Here is a 20,577-nt window from a genome sequence, read left to right as displayed (position 1 = left end):
CGGGTTTACCTTTGCCCGGCCTACCCTGGCCGCGCGTCTGCCCAGTTAAGGATCCCATGAGCAAGCCGACTTCCGACTCGTCCACCGCCGCCAAAGCCGCCCCCGCGCATTTCCTGCGGCAGATCGTCCAGGCTGACCTGGACGCCGGCAAGCAGGCCAAGATCGTCACCCGCTTCCCCCCGGAGCCCAACGGCTACCTGCACATCGGCCACGCCAAGTCGATCTGCGTGAACTTCGGGCTGGCCAAGGAATTCGGCGGCGACTGCCATCTGCGTTTCGACGACACCAACCCGGCCAAGGAAGACCAGGAATACATCGACGCCATCAAGAGCGATGTGCACTGGCTGGGCTTCGACTGGGCCGGCGAGGTGCGCTACGCCTCCAGTTACTTCGACCAGCTCTACGCTTGGGCCGTCAATCTGATCGAACAGGGCCTGGCCTATGTCTGCGACCTCACCCCCGAGCAGGCCCGCGATTACCGCGGCAGCCTTACCGAGCCGGGTCGCAACAGCCCCTTCCGCGACCGTTCGGTGGCCGAGAACCTGGACCTGTTCGCCCGCATGAAGGCCGGCGAATTCAAGGACGGCGAGAAGGTGCTGCGCGCCAAGATCGACATGGCCTCGCCCAACATGAACCTGCGCGATCCCATCCTCTATCGCATCCGCCACGCCCATCACCACCAGACCGGCGATGCCTGGTGCATCTATCCGAGCTATGACTTCACCCATGGCCAGTCCGATGCCCTGGAAGGCGTGACCCACTCCATCTGCACCCTGGAGTTCGAGGACCATCGCCCGCTGTACGAGTGGTTCCTGGCCAAGCTGCCGGTGCCGGCGCAGCCGCGCCAGTACGAATTCGCCCGCCTCAACCTGAACTACACCGTCACCAGCAAGCGCAAGCTCAAGCAGCTGGTGGACGAAGGCCATGTGCAGGGCTGGGACGATCCGCGCATGTCGACCCTGTCGGGCTATCGCCGTCGCGGCTACACCCCGGCCGCCATCCGCAACTTCTGCGAGATGATCGGTGTGACCCGCTCCAACGGCGTGGTCGACGTCGCCATGCTGGAATTCGCCATCCGCGAGGACCTGGACCAGAACGCCCCGCGCGCCATGTGCGTGCTGAAGCCCCTCAAGGTGGTGATCACCAACTACCCCGAGGGCCAGGTGGAAAACCTGGAACTGGCACGGCATCCCAAGCAGGACCTGGGCGTGCGCCAGCTGCCCTTCACTCGCGAGCTGTACATCGACCAGGGCGACTACGAAGAGAATCCGCCCAAAGGCTACAAGCGCCTGGAGCCGGGTGGCGAGGTGCGTCTGCGCGGCAGCTACGTGATCCGCGCCGACGAAGCCATCAAGGACGCCGACGGCAAGGTCATCGAGCTGCGCTGCAGCTACGATCCGGACACCCTGGGCAAGAACCCCGAAGGCCGCAAGGTCAAGGGCGTGATCCACTGGGTGCCGGCCGAGGGTAGCGTGGAGTGCGAGGTACGCCTCTACGATCGCCTGTTCCGTTCGGCCCAGCCGGAGAAGAGCGAAGAGGGCGGCAGCTTCCTCGACAACATCAACCCCGAGTCCCTGGTGGTGCTCAAGGGCTGCCGCGCCGAGCCGTCCCTGGCCCAGGCCCAGCCGGAAGACCGCTTCCAGTTCGAGCGCGAGGGCTACTTCTGCGTCGACCTCAAGGATTCGGCGCCTGGCAAGCCGGTATTCAACCGCACCGTGACCCTGCGCGATTCCTGGGGGCAATGATGGCGCTGCACCTCTACAACACCCTGACCAAGACCAAGGAAGCCTTCACGCCGCTGGTGCCGGGGCAGGTGCGCATGTACGTCTGCGGCATGACCGTCTATGACTACTGCCACCTGGGCCATGGCCGCAGCATGGTGGCCTTCGATGTCATCACCCGCTGGCTGCGCCATAGCGGCTATGACCTGACCTACGTGCGCAACATCACGGACATCGACGACAAGATCATCAACCGCGCCAACGCCAACGGCGAGCCCTTCACCGACCTGGTGGCGCGGATGATCGAGGCGATGCACGAGGACGAGGCGCGGCTGAACATTCGCAAGCCCGACCAGGAGCCGCGCGCCACCGATCATATCGACGGCATGCACGCCATGATCCAGACCCTGATCGACAAGGGCTACGCCTATGCCGCGGGCAATGGCGACGTCTACTACCGGGTCAATCGCTTCGCCGGCTACGGCAAGCTGTCGCGGCGGCGCGTCGAGGACCTGCGCATCGGTGCCCGCATCGAGCCGGGCGAGGCCAAGGAAGATCCGCTGGACTTCGTGCTGTGGAAGGCCGCCAAGCCGGGCGAGCCGAGCTGGCCGTCGCCCTGGGGCGCCGGGCGTCCGGGTTGGCACATCGAGTGCTCGGTGATGTCCACCTGCTGCCTGGGCGAGACCTTCGACATCCACGGCGGCGGCAACGACCTGGAATTCCCGCACCACGAGAACGAGATCGCCCAGAGCGAGGCGGCCACCGGCAAGACCTACGCCAATGCCTGGCTGCACTGCGGGATGATCACCATCAACGGCGAGAAGATGTCCAAGTCGCTGGGCAACTTCTTCACCCTGCGCGAGGTGCTGGAGAAGTACCACCCCGAGGTGGTGCGCTACCTGCTGATCGCCAGCCACTACCGCAGTCCGATCAACTATTCGGAAGACAACCTGCGCGAAGCCAAGGGCGCCCTGGAGCGTTTCTATCATTCGCTCAAGGGCCTGCCCCAGGCGCCCGCCCAGGGTGGTGAAAGCTACGCCGAGCGCTTCGCCCAGTGCATGGACGACGACTTCAACACCGCCGGCGCCTGTGGCGTGCTGTTCGAACTGGCCCGCGAGATCAACCGCTTGCGCGAGAGCGATCCGGCGGCGGCGGCTGGCCTGGCCGGGCGGCTGCGCGAACTGGGTGAGGTGCTGGGCGTGCTGCAGCTGGAGCCGGAAGCCTTCCTGCGCGCCGATGCGGCGGGCCGGGTGGATGCGGCCGAGGTCGAGGCGCTGATCCAGGCGCGCCTTGCTGCTCGTGCCGAGAAGAACTGGGCGGAATCCGACCGCATCCGTGATCAGCTCACTGCCCTGGGCGTGGTGCTGGAAGACGGCAAGGGCGGCACCACCTGGCGCCTGGCGGAGTAGGTCCGCGATCAGGTGGATGATGGTTCTGCGTCATCCGCCTGTCTGGCCTGGTCCACCATCCCCGGAAAACGCTGTGCGGTTTTCCAGGCTACGAGGTGCGGGGCCGTAGGGTGGACAACGGCGCAGCCTTGTCCACGTGCGTTCAACTCCTCACCCGGGGAACGCTACGCGGTTTTCCAGGCTACGAGGTGGGGGCCGTAGGGTGGACAACGGCGCAGCCTTGTCCATGTGCGTTCAACTCCTCACCCGGAAAACGCTGCGCGGTTTTCCAGGCTACGAGGTGGGGGTCGTAGGATGGACAACGGCGCAGCCTTGTCCACCCTTCCTGGGCTCAGGGCTTCTTGCGCGCCTTGCCGAAACCCGGCGCCTTGCGCACCGACTTGACCTTGGGCTTGCCGTCTTCCACCCAGCGACCCAGGGGCTTGTCGGATACCGGACCGCCCACCTTGGGTTTCTTCGGCTTCTTGGGTTTCTTCATGACCAGGCCGCCCGGGCCGGTTTGGGGGACACGATGGTCGGGGATGAAGTCCGGCTCGTCGCGGCGCATGAGGATCTGGCCGATCAGGGTCTCGATGGCCGCCAGCTGCTCCACTTCATCGGCGCACACCAGGGACACCGCCTGGCCCTGGTTGCCGGCGCGGCCGGTCCGGCCGATGCGGTGGACATAGTCTTCCGCCACGATGGGCAGATCCAGGTTGACCACCAGCGGCAGGTCCTGGATGTCCAGGCCACGGGCGGCCACGTCGGTCGCGACCAGGATGTCGGCCTCGCCGGCCTTGAAGCGGGCGAGGGAACGCAGCCGTGCGGGCTGGGGCTTGTCGCCATGGATGGATTCCGCCGCCAGCCCCTCGGCCTGCAGCGCCTCCACCAGTTGCTCCACACCCTTGCGGGTCTTGGCGAACACCAGCACCTGGCCATGGCGTCCGCTGCGATAGAGGTGCAGGAAGAGTTCGGTCTTGCGCTTCTTGTCGACCGGCACCACCCACTGCTTGACGGTGACCGCGGCGGTGTTGCGCGGACTGACGTCGATAGTCTGGGGATCGCGCAGTACCGGGGCGGCCAGCTGACGCACGGCGTCGGAGAAGGTCGCCGAGAACAGCAGGGTCTGGCGCTTGCGCGGCAGCATGACGAACAGCTCGCCCAGTTGCCGGGAAAAGCCCAGGTCGAGCATGCGATCGGCTTCGTCCAGCACCAGCAGCTGTACCTGGTCGAAGCGCACGGCGTTCTGGTTGAACAGGTCGAGCAGGCGCCCGGGGGTCGCCACCAGCACGTCCACGCCCTTGCGCAGCTTCATCATCTGCGGATTGATGCTCACGCCACCGTAGGCCACGGCCGTGCGCAGTGGCAGGTGCTGGGCATAGTCGCGCAGACTGGCATGGACCTGCTCGGCCAGCTCGCGGGTGGGGGTGAGGATCAGGGCGCGAATATGGTTTGGCGCCACCGCCGGGCCTTCCTGCACCAGTCGCTGCAGGAGCGGCAGTCCAAAGGCGCCGGTCTTGCCGGTGCCGGTCTGGGCGGCGGCCAGCAGGTCGCGACCGGCCAGCACCGCCGGGATGGCCTGGCGCTGGATGGGCGTGGGGGAGCTGTGCTCCAGGGCGGTGAGCGCCTGCAGCAGCGGATCTATGAGGCCGAGGTCGGCAAAGGTCATGACAGGCCCGGATGGCGTCGAAAAGGGAGCGAATTCTAGGCCGACTGTGAAGCGCGCTCAAACTTTGTAGCCAGGCGGCGGCTGCAGCCGGAATCCCGGCACGGCATAGTGGTCAGTTGCGTGGCTACAGGAGACCCCATGAGCGCTACCCCTACCTTGCCCCCGGTGTTGGCCGGCCCGCTGCTGCGGCGCACCGAAGCGTCCCGGTTGCTGCTGTGGCTGGTGACCCGCTCGGCCGAGACGCCCGTGCCGCGGCTGTGGCAAGGGGCGACCGAGCTCGGCGTGCAGGGGGAGACCCAGTGCCTGCGCCTGGGCGAGCAGGCCTACCTGCAGCTGATCGAGGTCCGGCCGGACACCGAGTTGCCCACGGACACCTTCCTCCGCTACGACCTGCAGCTGAGCGCCGGCGGAATCCGCGACTGGGCGCCGCACCTGCTCTCCGCCGAGGGCGAATTGCCGCGCTTCGTCCTGCGCGCGCGTTTCGATCATCTGCTGCACGGCTCCTGCCGCAAGCCCCACCATGCCTCGGCCGACGGCCTGATCGCCGTGGATCGCCTGCTGCAGGGCTGCACGATCCCTGAGGAGTCGCCGGCGGCGCTGCTGCTCACGGGCGACCAGGTCTATGCCGATGACGTCGCCGGGCCGATGCTGCTGGCGGTGCAGGCGCTGATCCGCCGCCTCGGGCTCTATGGCGAGGACCTCGAGGGGGCGGTGGTGGCGGACAGCGAGGCGCTGATGGCCCATGCCGCCAACCTCTACCACCGCGAGGACCTGCTGCCGGCCTTCAAGTCCAACCGGGCGCTGCGCGAGAAATTCTTCGGTGGGGTGGAGAAACCCATCTTCACCTCCACCAATGCCCACAACCACCTGGTGACCCTGAGCGAGGTGCTGGCGCTCTATCTGCTCTGCTGGTCGCCGACGCCCTGGACGCTGATCGAGGTGGTGCCACCGGCGCTCGACGCCAAGGACCGTGAGCGCTACGCCGCCGAGTCGCGCTGCATCGAGGGCTTCGTCGCGACCCTGCCTCAGGCGGCGCGGGCCCTGGCCGGGGTGCCGACGCTGATGATCTTCGACGACCACGACGTCACCGACGACTGGAACCTCTCCGCCCGCTGGGAAGAGACCGCCTACGGCCATCCCTTTTCCCGGCGCATCCTCGGCAATGCGTTGCTGGCCTATCTGCTCTGCCAGGCCTGGGGCAACGCCCCGGAAGCCGTGGCTGAACCCCTGGCGGCCACGGCCCGGCTGCTGGACACGGCGGGTGACGACGGCAAGCTGGAGTGCCCGACGCAGAACGCCTGCATCGACGACCTGCTGCGCTTCCAGGGCTGGCACTACGTGCTGAAGACCAGCCCGCCGCTGATCGTGCTGGACACCCGGACCCGTCGCTGGCGCAGCGAGCGGCGCCTGGAGCACCCCTCGGGGCTGATGGACTGGGAAGCCCTCTGCGAATTGCAGCAGGACCTGCTGGACCATCCCTCGGCGGTGATCGTCTCGGCTGCGCCCATGTTCGGGGTCAAGCTGATCGAGGCGGTGCAGCGCATCTTTACCTGGTTCGGCCAGCCGCTGATGGTGGATGCCGAGAACTGGATGGCCCACCCCGGGGCGGCCAAGACCATGCTCAACATCTTTCGCCACCGCCGCACCCCGGGCAACTACGTGGTGCTTTCCGGCGACGTGCACTATTCCTTCGTCTACGACATCCGCATCCGGGACCGGCGCGGTGAGCCGCGGCTCTGGCAGATCACCAGCAGCGGCATCAAGAACGAATTCCCACCGCGCCTGCTGGCCACCCTGGACCGACTCAATCGCTGGCTCTATGCGCCCTGGTCGCCGCTCAACGGCTTCACCAAGCGCCGCCGGTGGGAGCTGCAGCCGCGCCTGCCGGATCGCCGCGAGGCTGGCGAGCGACTGTGGAACGGTGCCGGCATCGGCCAGGTGCTGCTGGACGGGGAAGGGCGCCCGGCAGTGATCCGCCAGCACAATGCCGATGGCTCGCCGGCCACCGAGTTCGTCGAGCGCCCGGCCTGAGGTCGGCGCCGCGGCGCCCTAGGGTCTTCCGGGTGACAGGCGCCTGATCAGCCAGGTCGAGAGCCAGTACACCGGCTCCAGCACCAGAAAACCCAGCAGGATGCCGCCCAGCCGGGCCAGGCCTGCCACCGGGTCGATATGGTCATAGTGGTCAGGCACCATCACCACCAGAAACGCCAGCGCGAACTGCATGCCGAGATAGCCGATACCGAGCGGACCATTCTCGAGGTGTCTGCCGATCAGCACACCGAGCGCAACGCCCGCCAGCGTCAGCCAGAGGCTTTCCTGGCTGACCAACAGCAGAAGGGCCGCCAGGCCACCCCCGAGCAGGCAGCCGAGCATTCGATGCAACAGCCTTCTGGAAACCGCCTTGCCGGCGCTGCTCAGGCCGTCGAAGGGAACCACCATGACCGCCAGGATGGTGATGGCCGCCTGGCTGACATCCACCCCGATCTCTGCCGTCGCGCCCAGGGACAGCAGGGCCAGGGCCAGACCTCCCTGCAGCGCATGGCGCAACGCCAGGGGCTGCCAGACACCCAGGGTTCGGGGTGTCGAGGCCACCGTGGTCGGCACCTTGGGCCACAGGCGCGCACGGACGCCGTAGGTGGAAAGGGCGCTCACCAGCACGCACGCCGAGGTGCCGAGCGCCACCTCCAACAGCCGTGACAGGGCGTATTGCTCGAGCTGATCGGGCGCCTGGAGGCTCGCCAGGACCACCATGGCGTAGGTGAGGCCGCCCAGCAACCAGGCATAGCCATAGCGGCCCACCAGTGTCAGATAGAGGGTGATGCTGCCCACGGTGCCCAGCAGGACGGCCTGCTCGTAGGGGTTCAGCTGCAGGTGGCGCAGGACCAACAGGGCGCCTGCGGCGCCGATACAGGTACCCAGCACCCGCAGGCAGCCGCGCGAGAAACTGTCGCGGACATCTGACCTCATCACGATATAGCCGCTGAACGCCGCCCAACCGACATGCTGAACCCCGGCCAGGTGGCCGAGCAGGATCGCCAGCAGGACCGAGGTCAGGGTTTCCAGTTCGTCGACCAGACGGCGCCGGTCGCGGCCGAACTGGCGGAGATCGCCTGCCAGATCGCGCAACAACTGCCTGAATTCCGACAACGCCTGAGAGGGAGACATGGATCCCTGATGAGTACCGTGATCGCTGCCTATGTTACCGCCGCTGATCGCCGTCTGGCAGCACAGGAGCCGGCCGCGAACGGTAGAGGCGCATCGCGACGGGACCGCTCAGGCCGAGCTGCCACCAGTGGCCAGCCAGCGCAGCACGCCCTGGCCCGCCGCGCGGCCACTGGCGAAGCAGGCCGTGAGCAGATAGCCGCCGGTGGGCGCCTCCCAGTCGAGCATCTCGCCGGCGCAGAAGACGCCCGGCAGCTGCCGGAGCATCAGGCCGTCGTCCAGCGCTTCCAGGGGTACACCGCCCGCGCTGCTGATGGCTTCCGCCAGGGGCCGCGCTCTGACCACGGTGAGGGGCACGGCCTTGCAGGCCTGGGCCAACCGGCCCATGTCCTGGAAGGTCTCTGGCGGGGCCAGTTCGCGGAGCAGGGCGGCCCGGGCGCCGTCGATCCCGGCATGGCGCCGCAGGTGGTTGGCCAGGGACTGGCTGCCGCGGGGCTTGGCCAGGGCCCGGCCGAGTTCCGCCAGGTCACGCTGCGGCGCCAGATCCAGGGTCAGGGTCGCCTGGCCATCCCGTTCGATGGCCGTGCGGATTTCGGCGGACAGCGCATAGACCAGGCTGCCCTCGATTCCGGTGTCGGTCAGCACGAATTCGCCCTGGCGTGGCGGCTGACCCGGCAGGGCCAGGGCGGCCGGCTTGATCGGCGCGCCGGCGTGGCGGGTCTTGAGAAAATCACTCCAGCCGGCCACCTCGAAACCGCAATTGGCCGGTTCCAGCGGGCGCAGTTCGACTCCTCGCGCGGCCAGCAGCGCCTGCCAGGCCCCATCCGAGCCCAACCGCGGCCAGCTGCCACCGCCTAGCGCCAGTACCGTAGCCTGGGGCTGCAGGAGCCGCTCACCCTCCGGGGTGGCCAGGCGCAGCCGGCCCTCGGCGTCCCAGCCCAGCCAACGACTACGAATGTGGATGCATACGCCCTGGTCGCGCAGGCGATGCAGCCAGGCACGCAGCAGAGGTGCGGCCTTCATGTCGGCGGGAAACACCCGGCCCGAGGTGCCGACAAAGGTCTCGATACCCAGCTCATGGATCCAGGCGCGCAGGGCGTTGCTATCGAAGCTGTCGAGCCAGGGGCTGACGCCGCTCTCACGCTCGCGATAACGCTGGCGAAAGGCAGACTGCTCCTCGGCATGGGTGATGTTCATGCCACCCACGCCGGCGAGCAGAAATTTGCGGCCCACCGACGGCATGGCATCGAAGAGGTCCACATGGACGCCTGCGGCGGCCAGGGTCTCGGCCGCCATCAGCCCGGCAGGGCCGCCCCCGATGACAGCGACGGCGGGCGTGGCGGAGAGGAGAGACATGGCGGCATCCAGGAGCTGAGGAAAACCGCCATTGTACGCGACGTGGCTAGACCACGCCGGCCTGGCCCAGGGGCGCCGCCAGGGGTTCTTCCAGTCGTTCGGGAATCAGCGGCTCGCTGCGTCCGGGCGTCAGGATCACCTTGCGGCAGTCCTCCTGCTTCTTGTCGAAGATCTTGTAGCCCTCGACCGCCTGCTCCAGGGACATCCGGTGGGTGATGATAGCCTCCGGCGCCAGGTCGCCCCGCTCGATGTGTTCGAGCAGCTCCGGCAGATAACGCTGCACGTGGGTCTGGCCCATCTTGAAGGTCAGGCCCTTGTCGAAGGCGTCACCGAACAGGAAGCCGTGGATGAAGCCGGCATAGACGCCCGGTACGCTCACGGTACCGCCACGGCGTACCGCGGCGATGCACTGGCGCAGGGCCTTGCCGCTGCTGCCTTCCAGCTTGAGATTGGCGAGGATGGTCTCGGTGGTGCTGCCCTTGGCCTCGAAGCCCACCGCATCCACCACGCCGTCGACGCCGCGCTTGCCGGGCGTCTGCTCGATGATGGTGGCGGCCGGGTCGTCGTCTTCGTCGAAGTTGATCGGGATGACGCCATAGGTCTGCTGGGCATAGGCCAGCCGATAGGGGTGGTGATCGACCATGAAGATGCGCTCGGCGCCCAGCATCCGCGCACAGGCCGCGGACAGCAGGCCGACCGGGCCGGCGCCATAGATGGCGATGCTCGATCCCTGGCCGATGCCGGTGTTGAGCACGGCCTGCCAGGCGGTGGGCAGGATGTCGGACAGGAACAGCACCTTTTCGTCGGCCAGGGTGCCGGGCACCTTGAAGGGACCGGTGTTGGCCTTGGGCACCCGCACGTATTCGGCCTGGCCGCCCGGCACGCCGCCATAGAGATGGCTGAAGCCGAACAGCGCGGCGCCCGGCGGGATCTGTTTCTTGTTGAGGATGGCGCCGCGACCGGTATTGGTGGTCTCACAGGCGGCGTAGAGATCTTGGTTGCAGAAGAAGCAGCTGCCACAGGCGATGACGAAGGGAATCACCACCCGGTCGCCTTTCTGCACGGCAGTGACGGCCGGGCCGGTTTCCTCGACGATGCCCATGAATTCGTGGCCGAAGATATCGCCGTGTTCGACGGTGGGAATCTTGCCGCGGTAGAGGTGCAGGTCCGAACCGCAGATGGCCGTGGCCGTCACCCGCAGGACGATGTCGTCGGCGTCCTGGATGGTCGGATCGGGGACGGTATCGACGCGGACATCGTGGGCACCGTGGTAGGTCAAGGCTCGCATGGCGGTCTCCGTAGGGCGGTAAGCACCTAGGGTGGAGGCCGCCGTAAGCCGAGCGGTTCCGCGAGGTCGGACCGGTGGTATGGCGATCTGATAGCGACAGTTCGCGACTTTTCGCCGCTATTGCCCGGGCCAGAGCCGGGCAGGCGCAGCGGCGTCAGCGGTTGCGGATATAGACGGCCTTGCCGGCGCTGCCGTCGGCGGGATCGCGTTCCTGAACATCGAAACGATCGCCATGGGCCTTGACCAGGCCGCTGAATTTGCGGTGCCCATAGAGGCGGGCGTCGAAATCCGGCCGCACCTTGCCGAGGTTGGCCCCGACCATGCCCAGATTGGCCCAGCCGCCTTCGTCGGAGGCGTCTTCCACCGCCTGCTCGATGAGCTTGAGGATGGTGCTCAGCTTGGGCTTGCCGCGGTTGGTGGTGGCGGGCTTGTCGCTGGCGCCGGCGGCCTCGCGCGGCTCTTCCCGCGGCTTGGACCTGAGGATCTCGGTGTAGATGAATCTGTCGCAGGCCGAAACGAAGGGATCCGGCGTCTTCTCCTCGCCGAAGCCGTAGACCGTCAGCCCTTCCTCGCGCAGTCGCGCCGCCAGGCGGGTGAAGTCGCTGTCGCTGGAGACCAGGCAGAAACCGTCGAAGCGGCGGGTATAGAGCAGGTCCATGGCGTCGATGATCAGGGCGCTGTCGGTGGCGTTCTTGCCCTTGGTGTAGCCGAATTGCTGCACCGGCTGGATGGAGTGGTCGAGCAGCACCTTCTTCCAGCTGTTGAGCTGGGGTTGGGTCCAGTCACCGTAGATGCGCTTGACGCTGGCCACGCCGAAGCGGGCGATCTCGGCCATGAGGCCATCAACGATGGCCGCGGGGGCGTTGTCGGCGTCGATCAGCACGGCCAGGCGTGCCTGGCTGGATTCGGGTGTCTTGGCGGTCTTGCTCATGGAAACTCCTGTTCAATGCAGGCCGAGCTCGTGCCAGACCTGGGTCGCCGTGTGATGGAGGATGCCGTGACGACGGGCCAGGGCCAGGCGATCGGCCGAATAGCCGCCGCCGATCACCCCCACCACGGGTATATCCGCCGCCAGGCAGCGCCGCAAGACGAAACCGTCGCGCGCCGCGAGACCGGCATCGGTCAATTCGAGATAGCCCAGGGCGTCGTCGCGATGGACGTCCACCCCGGCGTCGTAGAGCACCACGTCGGGCTGGTGGAGCGGCAGTAGGTAGCCCAGGGCGTCGTCGAGCACCCGCAGGTAGCCGGCGTCGTCCAGGCCGCGGGGCAGGGGGATGTCCCAGTCGCTTTGCGCCTTGCGCGCCGGATAGTTGGTGGCGCAGTGCAGGGAGACGGTGACGGCGTCGGGCACCTCGGCCAGGATGCGCGCCGTGCCGTCGCCCTGGTGGACGTCGCAGTCCAGGATCAGCACCCGTCCGGCGCGTCCGCTTTCCAGCAGCGACAGCGCCAGGATCGCCAGGTCGTTGAAGATGCAGAAGCCGGCCGGATAGTCGTGATGGGCATGGTGGGTACCCCCGGCGAGGTGACAGGCCAGGCCATGACGCAGCGCCAGCTCCAGGGTGAGCAGGGAACCGCCCACGGCGCGGATGGTGCGGCGCACCAGGGCTTCGCTCCAGGGCAGGCCCAGCTGGCGTTGCAGCGGCGGCGGCAGTTCGCCGGCCTTGAACGCCTGGATGTAGTCGGGGGCATGGGCCAGCGCCAGTAGTTCGTCCGGGCAGAGTTCGGGCCGTTGCCAGTTGTCCACGCCCAGGATGCCGCTGGCACCCAGGTGTTCGTGCAACAGCCGGAATTTCTCCATCGGAAAACGATGGCCAGCGGGGAAGGCCGGACTGTAGTCCTCGTGGTAGACCAGGGGCAGGCGTGTGCTCAAAACACCAGGAGCTCCAGGATGAACCAGAGGATACCGGTACAGAAACCCAGCGCCAGCAGAAACAGCAGGCCGTCGCGGGCGATCAGCGACAGGGCGAAGGAGGTCAGCGCCAGCCCCGCCGTGGTGTTGGCGAAGGGCACCAGATCCAGCACCGGCATGGTCGCGGCGATGAGGATGCAGAGCAGGGCGGTGACGAAGTGCGCCGGGCGCGAGGTGAGTACCCGCAGCCGCGACTTGACCACCTTGTCGACCCAGCGCGCCGGCTTCTGCAGCAGCCGCAGCGACTTGCGCAGCTTGCCGCGGGAGACGGAGCGCTGCAGCACCCAGCGCGGCAGCCAGAAGTGGTCGCGCCCCAGTAGCAGCTGACCGCTCACCAGCATCACGAAGACGGCGATGGCGGTGGCGATACCGGGAATGCCGGTGAGCGGCGAGATCGCCAGCACGCCCGGCAGGAGGATCATGGGGCCGAAGGAGCGACTGCCGATGGCGTCGATCAGGTGCTGCACCGAGACCTGGCTGGGGCTGTTGCCCACCCGCTCCAGGCAGGCCAGAAAGCTCTGGAGGTCCACTGGGCCATCCTGCCCGGTGTCGCAGCTGACGGGCTCGCGCTCCAGGGCCTCTTCTTTCATGGCTGGGCGCTGTCCAGCATGCGGCGGATCCAGCGGGTCAGATCCTGGCGGCCATAGGGCTTGTTGAGGATGGGGAAGCGCTCGCCGTTGCCTTCTTCCAGTTCCAGGGCGTTGTTGGCGTAGCCGGTGGTGAGCAGGATGCGCAACTCGGGCTGCCGCCGCTGGGCCTCCTTGGCCAGCATCACGCCATTCATGCCGCCAGGCATGATCAGGTCGCTGAACAGCAGGTCGATGGCGGGTTCGCGCGCGAGAATGTCCAGCGCCTGCTGGCCATTGTGGGCGACCAGCACCTGATAGCCGGTCTCTTCCAGGATGGCCTGGGCCAGGGCCGCCACGTCCGGGCGATCGTCCACCACCAGGATGGTCTCGGAACCGCCGCTGTCCTCGTGCGGGGTCGGCAGGGGCGCCGGGTGTTCGCGCGCCTCCTCTTCGGAAACGGGGAAGTAGAGACGCACCGAGGTGCCTATACCGACCTCGGAATAGAGCCTGACCAGGCCGCCCGACTGCTTGAGGAAACCATAGACCATGGACAGGCCCAGGCCGCTGCCCTGGCCTTCGTCGCGGGTGGTGAAGAAGGGGTCCAGGGCGCGCCCGAGCACGTCGGTCGACATGCCGCAGCCGGTGTCGGTCAAGGCGATGCAGACATAATGCCCCTGGGCCAGGCCGCCATGGGCCAGGTCCTGGCCATTGACCTCGACGTTGAGGGTTTCCAGGGTCAGGGTGCCGGTGCCGCGCTCCTGCATGGCCAGGCGGGCGTTGTCGACGATGTTGAGCAGCGCCGTCTCCAGCTGGATCGGATCGAGCCGGCAATTCCACAGCGCCGGTGCCGGGCGGAAGATGAAGCGGAAGGGGCCGCCCAGGGCCTGGGCCAAGCGACTCTGGCGGGCATTGATGAGCTTGTTCAGGTCCACCGCGCGCCCGGTCAGGCGCTGCTTGCGGGCGAAGGCCAGCAGCTGCTGGGTGAGGGTCGCCGCCCGATTCACCGCGTCGCGGGTGTTGTCGACATGGCGCTTGGCCTTGTCCCTGTCCAGTTCCGGGCGGTCCAGGTTGATCCTCAGGATATCCAGGTAGCCGACCATCACCTGCAACAGGTTGTTGAAATCGTGGGCGATGCCGCCGGTGAGCTGACCCAGGGCTTCCATCTTCTGAGCCTGGCGCAGGGCGTCTTCGGCGTCGCGGCGGCGGGAGACGTCGAGCTGCGAGGCGAAGAAATAACGCAGCTGGCCCGCGGGATCGAGCACCGGCGAGATGAACAGCGCATTCCAGAAGGTCGAGCCGTCCTTGCGGTAATTGAGCAACTCGATGTCGCAGTCGCGCTGCTCGCGGATGGCGTTGCGGATCTCGGCGATGTGCTCCTGGCGGGTGTCGGGTCCCTGCAGAAAGCGGCAATTGCGACCCAGCACCTCGTCCAGGGCATAACCTGTGGTACGCAGGAAGGACTCGTTGGCAAAGATGATCGGGTTATCCGGCTGGTGCGGATCCGTCACGATCATCGGCATCCGGGTCTTCTTCACGGCGGCAAAGAAGATGTCGTCGTGGCCGAGACCCTTGCCCAGCTCCGCGATCTGGGCCGCGGCGGGGTGGGAAGACGAAGCGTTTGCGGTTTCGGTCATGGAGAGGAAGCCTGCGAGCGGACAGCGATACCTTTATTGTGACCCTTTATACGGCCACAAGCTCCACCAGTTATCGTCATACGATGAGCAATGTGTCTGGAAGCACGGCGAACGCACAGGATTTGACCGGTTTTGCGTATGATGATCGCTCTCTGTCAAGGAACCCTACCCATGAGCAAGGTGCTGGACAACCTGGTCGATCTACTGACCCTCGAATCCCTGGCCCCCGATCTGTATCGGGGCGGCAGCCAGGATCTGGGCTTTCCCCAGCTCTTTGGTGGTCAGGTCCTGGGGCAGGCGCTGTCGGCGGCCAGCCAGACCGTGCCGGTGGAGCGCCGGGTGCACTCGCTGCACGGTTACTTCCTGCGCGCCGGGTCGGCGGTTGAGGCGGTGACCTACCAGGTGGATCGCATTCGCGACGGCGGAAGCTTTTCCACGCGCCGGGTCACCGCCTTCCAGGGCGAGCAGCCGATCTTCTTCTGCAGCGCCTCCTTCCATATCGAGGAGCCGGGTTTCGAGCATCAGACGACCATGCCGGAGGTACCGGCACCCGAGACCCTGCAATCGGAAATCGCCCACGCCCAGCGCTATGCCGAGCTGATTCCTGCGCCGCTGCGCGACAAGCTGCTCGGCCCGCGCCCGATCGAGATGCGCCCGGTGGTCTTTACCGACCCCTTCCAGCCGCAGCCCACCGAACCGGTCCGCCACGTCTGGTTCCGCGCCACCGGCGACCTGCCGGACCAGCCGGCCCTGCATCGCTATCTGCTGGCCTACGCCTCGGATTTCAATCTGCTGCCCAGTTCGCTGCTGCCCCATGGCACCAGCTTCTGGGATCGCTCGCTGCAGATCGCCAGCCTCGACCATGCGGTCTGGTTCCACCGCGATTTCCGCCTGGACGACTGGCTGCTGTACGCCATCGACAGCCCCTGGGCCGGTGGTGCCCGCGGTCTGTGCCGCGGCAGCATCTACAACCGCGCGGGTCAGCTGGTGGCCTCGGTGGCCCAGGAAGGACTGATTCGCAAACGCGGCTGAGATCCAGCCGTCCGGCTGGCTATTTGGTTATCACCCTTATAGGCTCTTGCCTGCGAAGGACTGGATGCCCGCGGCTGGGCGTCCCAGGCACAACATTAGTTTGAGGCATCGTTCTTGAATCGACTCGCGCGCGTCGTAACCGGTATCCAGGGGCTGGATGAGATCTTGAAGGGAGGCCTGGTTGCAGGTGCGTCCTATGTCATCCAGGGGCGTCCGGGTTCCGGCAAATCGATCATGGCCAACCAGATCGCCTTCAACCATGTGCGCGGCGGTGGGCGGGTTCTGTTCGCCACCATGCTGTCGGAAACCCACGAGCGGATGTTCCAGTTCTTTTCCACGCTGGATTTCTTCGACCGCTCCTGCATCGGCGACCAGGTCCAGTACCTGAGTGCCTTCGACACCATGGAAGGTGAGGGGCTGGACGAGGTGGTCCGCCTGCTGCGTCGCGAGATCAGCCGGCAGAAGGCCAGTCTGCTGGTGGTCGATGGCCTGCTCAATGCCCGGTCGCGCGCGGAAACGCCGATCGACACCAAGAAATTCATCGCCGAGTTGCAGGGGCATGCGGCCTTTGCCGGTTGCACGGTCATCTTTCTCACCAGCGCGCGTCTCGAGGACGGCAGCCCGGAACACACCATGGTCGATGGTGTGCTGGATCTGCACGAGGAAGAAATCGGCAGTCGCACCATCCGCCGCCTGGCGTTGCGCAAGACCCGTGGCAGCGGCGCGCTGCCGGGCTTTCACGAATTCACCATCTCCGATGCCGGCATCACCGTGTTTCCGCGCCTCGAGGCGCTGTATCGCGATCCTTCGGCCGGCGCGACCTATCGCGTCGGTCACCAGCGCGTGCCCAGTGGCATGGCGTCGCTGGATGCGATGATCGAAAACGGCCTGCCGGAGAGTTCGACCACCCTGCTCATGGGGCCATCGGGTGCCGGCAAGACCTCCATCAGCCTGAACTTCCTGGCGGCCTGCACGCCGGAAGCGCCTGCGTTGATGTTCGGCTTCTACGAACCGCCGGAGCGATTGCTGCTCAAGGCGAGCGCCCTGGGCCTCGACCTGGCCAGCCGGGTCGACGAGGGCGCCTTGCATCTGCACTGGCAACCGACCACCGAGATGCGCCTCGACGAGGTCGGTCTCGAACTGCTGGCCATGGTCAGACGGCACGGCATCAAGCGGCTGGTGATCGACAGCCTGGGCGCCATCGCCCGCTTCGCCCTGCCGCAAGGACGGCTCATCGAATACTTCAGCGCGCTACTGAACGAGCTGCGTACCCAGGGCGTCACAGTTCTAGCCACCTGGGAATTGCGCGACGTCTTTGGCGCGGACATCGCCGCGCCGGCGCCTGAACTTTCCAGCATGGTGGACAATCTGATTTTGCTGCGATTCGTCGAGGCCGAGGCCGAGATCAAGCGGGTGCTGTCGATCCTCAAGGTCAGGGACAGCATCTACGATCCAGCGCTGTGCGAACTGATCATCGACGACTCGGGAATCGAGCTGAAAAAGGCATTCAAAGACATGGTGAAGGTACTTTCAGGTTCAGCCATGCCCTCCACACAACCATGATCGCGTCGGGTGGGAGAATCTCCAGATGACGACGATACTGGTAGTCGATGACGAATTCCTGATAGCGGACATCCTGGCCTTCGCCCTCGAAGACGAAGGCTACATGGTGGTCAAGGCGAGCAATGGTCGCCGAGCGCTTGACGTCTTCGATCGCGAACTACCGTCCCTGGTCATCACCGATTTCATGATGCCGGTGATGAACGGCCGCGAGCTGGCAGAGGCCCTGCGTGAACGTCAGGGCTTGCAGCATCTGCCCATTATCCTCATGAGCGGCGCCCAGGCGCATCTGGCTCAGGAGAGTTCGGAGCTGTTCGATTCCGTGTTTCAGAAGCCGTTCAACATCAGCGACATCGTCGATGCGGTGCACAAGCACCTGGTGACCCTGGAGCAATGACGAACCCATAGCAAAAAGGCCTGTCTAGACAGGCCTTTTTGCTATGGGGCTGGCGCAGCGGCCAGCCCCGCGTCTCCGATCAGGAGCGCGAAAGCAGTACGCCCAGCACGAAGCCGACGCCGCCGGCGATGGCCAGGGCAGTGAAGGGCTTGTCGGCGGTCACGTTGCGCGCGCAGTCGATGGCCTGGCCATACTGCTCCTGCAGCTTGCCTTCCAGCTGACGGGCCTTGCCCTGGGCTTGCCAGTCGGCATTGCCGGTCGCCGCGCCAAAGCTATCCTGGACCTTGCCGGTAGCGTCCTTGGCATTGCCTATGATCTGATCGGTATTCATAAATGCACCTCGTGTGGGGAAACGGGGGAGGTCATGCCAAGCGGCATGCTTCCTTTATTGATCCGCGCCAGACGCATTTCGTTCAGGTCAATTTGCTGTTCGCGACGTGTATCGCGGTTCCCTGCCGAGAGGATCCATGATCTCCAGCCGTTTTTCCGCCCTTTGCCTGCTGTCGCTCCTGGCGGGCTGCAGCACTCAGCAGCCGCCGGCCGAAGCCCCGACCGGGGCCGACGACCTCTTCGCCCGTCCTATCATCGCCGAGAGCGTTCTGCGCGAGGGTTCGCGTCTGCAGCTGGCGCTCGCCCTGGCCGATGGCGGCTCCGCCCTGGTCTCCCTGGATTGCGCGGCTGACCAGGCCGAATTGCTCTACCTGGATGGCGCTCAGCGGGTCTATCCGGGGCGGGTGAATGCCTATGCCGCGCCCTTGCCGTTGAGCGCGGCCAAGGTCGCGGCGCTCAAGCAGCGTCCCGATGTGGCGGCGCTCTGCGCCCGGCCCGCCAACGCCGACTGGCGCGCCCTCGCCAGGGGCCCCGGCGGCGACACCCTGGTGATCGATCGCAACAGCCTGGTGGACGATAACGGCGTGCGCCGTTTCTGGGCGGGTCAGCAACTGCCCGTCGCCCTGCAGACGCCACGCTACGGTGCTCCGGTGCGCCAGTGGCGCGAATCCCTGGCGGCCGACTGCACGGCGCGCCGTTACCTGCTGCTGGCGCGCTACGGCCTGGACGATGCGGGGCGGGTGACCGACAGCCAGCCGAGCGCCCAGGGCCAGGAAGCCTTCACGGCGGCGCCGGCCGAACGGCGTACCCTGCTGGAAGCCGCCTGTGATCGGCGAGACGCCTTGTTGGCTACGCCGCGCATGGAAGAGGTCAGGGCCGCCGCCACACCGCCGGCTGCTCCGCCGCCTCCCGGCGAACTACCCGCGGCCCAGGCGCAGCCCCTGCAGGCGCTCAAGGCGTTGGCGCTGCCCGCGCCGCGGGTGGTTGTGCAGCGCTTCGTGGAGGAGGGCGAGAGCCGCTACGAAGGCCAGACCCATGCCTATCGCGAAGAGGTGCAGGTCAGCCCTGGCGCCCAGCCCGGACTGCTGCGCTTCAGTGCCCAGGGCAAGGCGGCTCGGGTCGATTCGCTCACCTGGCGCGGGCTGATCGACCTGGTACGCCGTACCCGTATCGACAACGGCAACCTGCCGGTGGAAGAAGTCGCCAGCCTGGATCAGCTGACCTTCAGCGGCGACTGGCGCGCCCTCGCCGTTGGCAGCCAGGTCGGTTACCAGGCGCGGCAGACCCTGACCGGCAATCTCAAGGGCGCCGAGCAGCGCGAGATCAGGCTGTCCTGCAAGGTGGTTGGCGACGGCGAGGCGCGCCGGGTATTGGCCAGTCTCAGCGGCCGGGCCAAGACCCTGGAGTGCCGGCATGGCGAGGCGGGCCATGGCCCCCTGAGTCGCTGGACCTACCTGGAGGACTATGGCTTCTTCCACCTGACCAGTGTCGGAGCCGGTCGCGCCATGGGCCTGGAAAAGCACCTGAGCGACCTGCGATAGCCGGCCCAGAGCCCCTGGTCAGGCCGGGGGCTGCTGCCTGAGGTCTGGAAGTTCCCAAGTGATATTTTCCTCAGAGGTAAATATCACTCTCTAAAAGGACTCTTTTTGGCGAATTAGTACTGGGAGTACGCTGTGTCTATCGAAACAGCACAACCAAGAGGTATTCGCTATGAAAGTCCTGGGTGTCCAAGCCATCGTCGCCGTTCTGTTCATGGGTCTGCTGTCGGGCACGGCGTCCGCCGCTAGCCGCGATATGTCGAGCAAGTCGATTCGCGCCAACGCTCAAGCCCAATTCCAGTCGGAGCATCCCAACCGGGTCTCCGCGCTCTACCAGAACAACGCCAACTAATCTGGCGGCTGTCTCGACGCCCCGGCGACCCACTCATCGCCGGGGCGTCGTCCTGTCTGGCCCCTCGTCAGCCGGACTATCCGGGTCTTCCCTCTCCGGTAACGTCGCTCCCTCAACCCCCTGACCGTCTTCCGTCCTTGCTGCAGCGGCTCAGGCACGGCAGGCTGTGCACCTCAGCTCAACGAGACAGGATGATGAAGATCGGCGAATTGGCCAGGCGCACCGATTGCGCCGTCGAGACCATCAGGTACTACGAGCGCGAAGGGCTGCTGAATCCGGCGGCGCGCAGCAGCAGCAACTACCGCAGCTATGACGAAAGCCAGGTCGAGCGCCTGGTCTTCGTTCGCCATTGCCGGTCGCTGGACATGACGCTGGAAGAGATTCGCGCCCTGCTGGCCCTGCGCGATACCCGCGAACCCGGCTGCGCCCAGGTGGACGCCCTGATCGGCGCCCATTTGCATCATGTCGAGGTGCGTATCCGCGAGTTGAATCAGTTGCGTGAGCAGCTAGTGACCCTGAGGCGCCACTGCCAGGGAGAGGGCGAAGGGGACCGTTGCGGCATCCTGCGCGAACTCGGTCAGCCGGCGGCGCCGTCGGCGACCACCGCCAACTGCAGTGCGGCCGGGCACGCCCATGTGCCCGGCACCCACCGCCTGCATGACTAGCTAGGAA

General features: G+C 66.5%; 18 protein-coding genes. 9 read left to right on the top strand and 9 right to left on the bottom strand.

Annotated elements, in window-relative coordinates; genetic code table 11:
* Positions 1–56: 56 nt before the first annotated feature.
* Entirely contained in the window at positions 57–1,745 is a 1,689-nt protein-coding gene (locus QKY98_RS10480; RefSeq protein ID WP_058791590.1) for a glutamine--tRNA ligase/YqeY domain fusion protein, read from the top strand.
* Positions 1,745–3,130 (top strand): cysteine--tRNA ligase, encoded by a 1,386-nt coding sequence (cysS, locus tag QKY98_RS10475; protein ID WP_284670827.1) that lies wholly within the window; start codon positions 1,745–1,747, stop codon positions 3,128–3,130. The genes QKY98_RS10480 and cysS overlap by 1 nt, the downstream gene beginning before the upstream one ends.
* Positions 3,131–3,461: 331 nt before the next feature.
* Here cysS and rhlE1 read toward each other — a convergent pair whose 3' ends face one another.
* A complete protein-coding gene (gene rhlE1 / locus QKY98_RS10470) occupies positions 3,462–4,778 on the bottom strand; it encodes an RNA helicase RhlE1 (RefSeq protein ID WP_145248070.1) in 1,317 nt (438 codons plus the stop codon).
* A gap of 138 nt (positions 4,779–4,916) precedes the next feature.
* On the opposite strand from rhlE1, the gene QKY98_RS10465 reads away from it, so the two are divergent.
* Positions 4,917–6,809 (top strand): metallophosphoesterase family protein, encoded by a 1,893-nt coding sequence (locus QKY98_RS10465; RefSeq protein WP_284670826.1) that lies wholly within the window; start codon positions 4,917–4,919, stop codon positions 6,807–6,809.
* A gap of 18 nt (positions 6,810–6,827) precedes the next feature.
* Here QKY98_RS10465 and QKY98_RS10460 read toward each other — a convergent pair whose 3' ends face one another.
* The 7 genes from QKY98_RS10460 to QKY98_RS10430 all read right to left on the bottom strand — a co-directional run bounded on the left by QKY98_RS10460 (position 6,828) and on the right by QKY98_RS10430 (position 14,696).
* Positions 6,828–7,943, bottom strand: a complete 1,116-nt coding sequence (locus QKY98_RS10460; RefSeq protein WP_077172486.1) for an FUSC family protein — start codon at positions 7,941–7,943, stop codon at positions 6,828–6,830.
* Positions 7,944–8,051: 108 nt separating this feature from the next.
* Entirely contained in the window at positions 8,052–9,296 is a 1,245-nt protein-coding gene (locus tag QKY98_RS10455; protein ID WP_284670825.1) for a TIGR03862 family flavoprotein, read from the bottom strand.
* A gap of 46 nt (positions 9,297–9,342) precedes the next feature.
* Complete coding sequence (locus tag QKY98_RS10450; RefSeq protein WP_042133367.1) at positions 9,343–10,584, bottom strand: zinc-dependent alcohol dehydrogenase; 1,242 nt, start codon at positions 10,582–10,584, stop codon at positions 9,343–9,345.
* A gap of 154 nt (positions 10,585–10,738) precedes the next feature.
* Positions 10,739–11,515, bottom strand: a complete 777-nt coding sequence (locus tag QKY98_RS10445) for an NYN domain-containing protein (protein ID WP_150338966.1) — start codon at positions 11,513–11,515, stop codon at positions 10,739–10,741.
* Positions 11,516–11,527: 12 nt separating this feature from the next.
* Positions 11,528–12,454 (bottom strand): histone deacetylase family protein, encoded by a 927-nt coding sequence (locus QKY98_RS10440; protein ID WP_284670824.1) that lies wholly within the window; start codon positions 12,452–12,454, stop codon positions 11,528–11,530.
* On the bottom strand, positions 12,451–13,083 hold the full coding sequence (locus QKY98_RS10435; protein ID WP_074583152.1) for an exopolysaccharide biosynthesis protein: 633 nt from the start codon (positions 13,081–13,083) through the stop codon (positions 12,451–12,453). The genes QKY98_RS10440 and QKY98_RS10435 overlap by 4 nt, the downstream gene beginning before the upstream one ends.
* Positions 13,080–14,696, bottom strand: a complete 1,617-nt coding sequence (locus QKY98_RS10430) for a histidine kinase famiy protein (RefSeq protein ID WP_052382612.1) — start codon at positions 14,694–14,696, stop codon at positions 13,080–13,082. Before QKY98_RS10430 ends, QKY98_RS10435 begins: the two co-directional genes overlap by 4 nt.
* A gap of 171 nt (positions 14,697–14,867) precedes the next feature.
* Here QKY98_RS10430 and tesB point away from each other — a divergent pair, with 171 nt between their 5' ends.
* From tesB to QKY98_RS10415, 3 genes are all read left to right on the top strand, one after another.
* Positions 14,868–15,728: an acyl-CoA thioesterase II gene (gene tesB / locus QKY98_RS10425; protein WP_027599866.1), complete on the top strand. Its 861-nt coding sequence runs from the start codon at positions 14,868–14,870 to the stop codon at positions 15,726–15,728.
* 114 nt (positions 15,729–15,842) lie between these two features.
* A complete protein-coding gene (locus tag QKY98_RS10420) occupies positions 15,843–17,291 on the top strand; it encodes an ATPase domain-containing protein (RefSeq protein ID WP_027599865.1) in 1,449 nt (482 codons plus the stop codon).
* A gap of 25 nt (positions 17,292–17,316) precedes the next feature.
* Entirely contained in the window at positions 17,317–17,685 is a 369-nt protein-coding gene (locus tag QKY98_RS10415; protein ID WP_007158982.1) for a response regulator, read from the top strand.
* Positions 17,686–17,764: 79 nt separating this feature from the next.
* Here QKY98_RS10415 and QKY98_RS10410 read toward each other — a convergent pair whose 3' ends face one another.
* A complete protein-coding gene (locus tag QKY98_RS10410) occupies positions 17,765–18,016 on the bottom strand; it encodes a CsbD family protein (RefSeq protein WP_007158981.1) in 252 nt (83 codons plus the stop codon).
* Between the two features lie 136 nt (positions 18,017–18,152).
* On the opposite strand from QKY98_RS10410, the gene QKY98_RS10405 reads away from it, so the two are divergent.
* The 3 genes from QKY98_RS10405 to cadR all read left to right on the top strand — a co-directional run bounded on the left by QKY98_RS10405 (position 18,153) and on the right by cadR (position 20,570).
* On the top strand, positions 18,153–19,556 hold the full coding sequence (locus QKY98_RS10405; RefSeq protein WP_284670823.1) for a hypothetical protein: 1,404 nt from the start codon (positions 18,153–18,155) through the stop codon (positions 19,554–19,556).
* A gap of 169 nt (positions 19,557–19,725) precedes the next feature.
* Positions 19,726–19,905 (top strand): hypothetical protein, encoded by a 180-nt coding sequence (locus tag QKY98_RS10400; protein WP_007158979.1) that lies wholly within the window; start codon positions 19,726–19,728, stop codon positions 19,903–19,905.
* Positions 19,906–20,099: 194 nt separating this feature from the next.
* Complete coding sequence (cadR, locus tag QKY98_RS10395; protein WP_284670947.1) at positions 20,100–20,570, top strand: Cd(II)/Pb(II)-responsive transcriptional regulator; 471 nt, start codon at positions 20,100–20,102, stop codon at positions 20,568–20,570.
* Positions 20,571–20,577 lie beyond the last annotated feature (7 nt).

The organism is Pseudomonas sp. HR1, from assembly GCF_030175875.1.
Classification (GTDB): Bacteria; Pseudomonadota; Gammaproteobacteria; order Pseudomonadales; family Pseudomonadaceae; genus Chryseomonas; species Chryseomonas oryzihabitans.
This window is presented reverse-complemented; position numbering and strand designations above follow the sequence as displayed.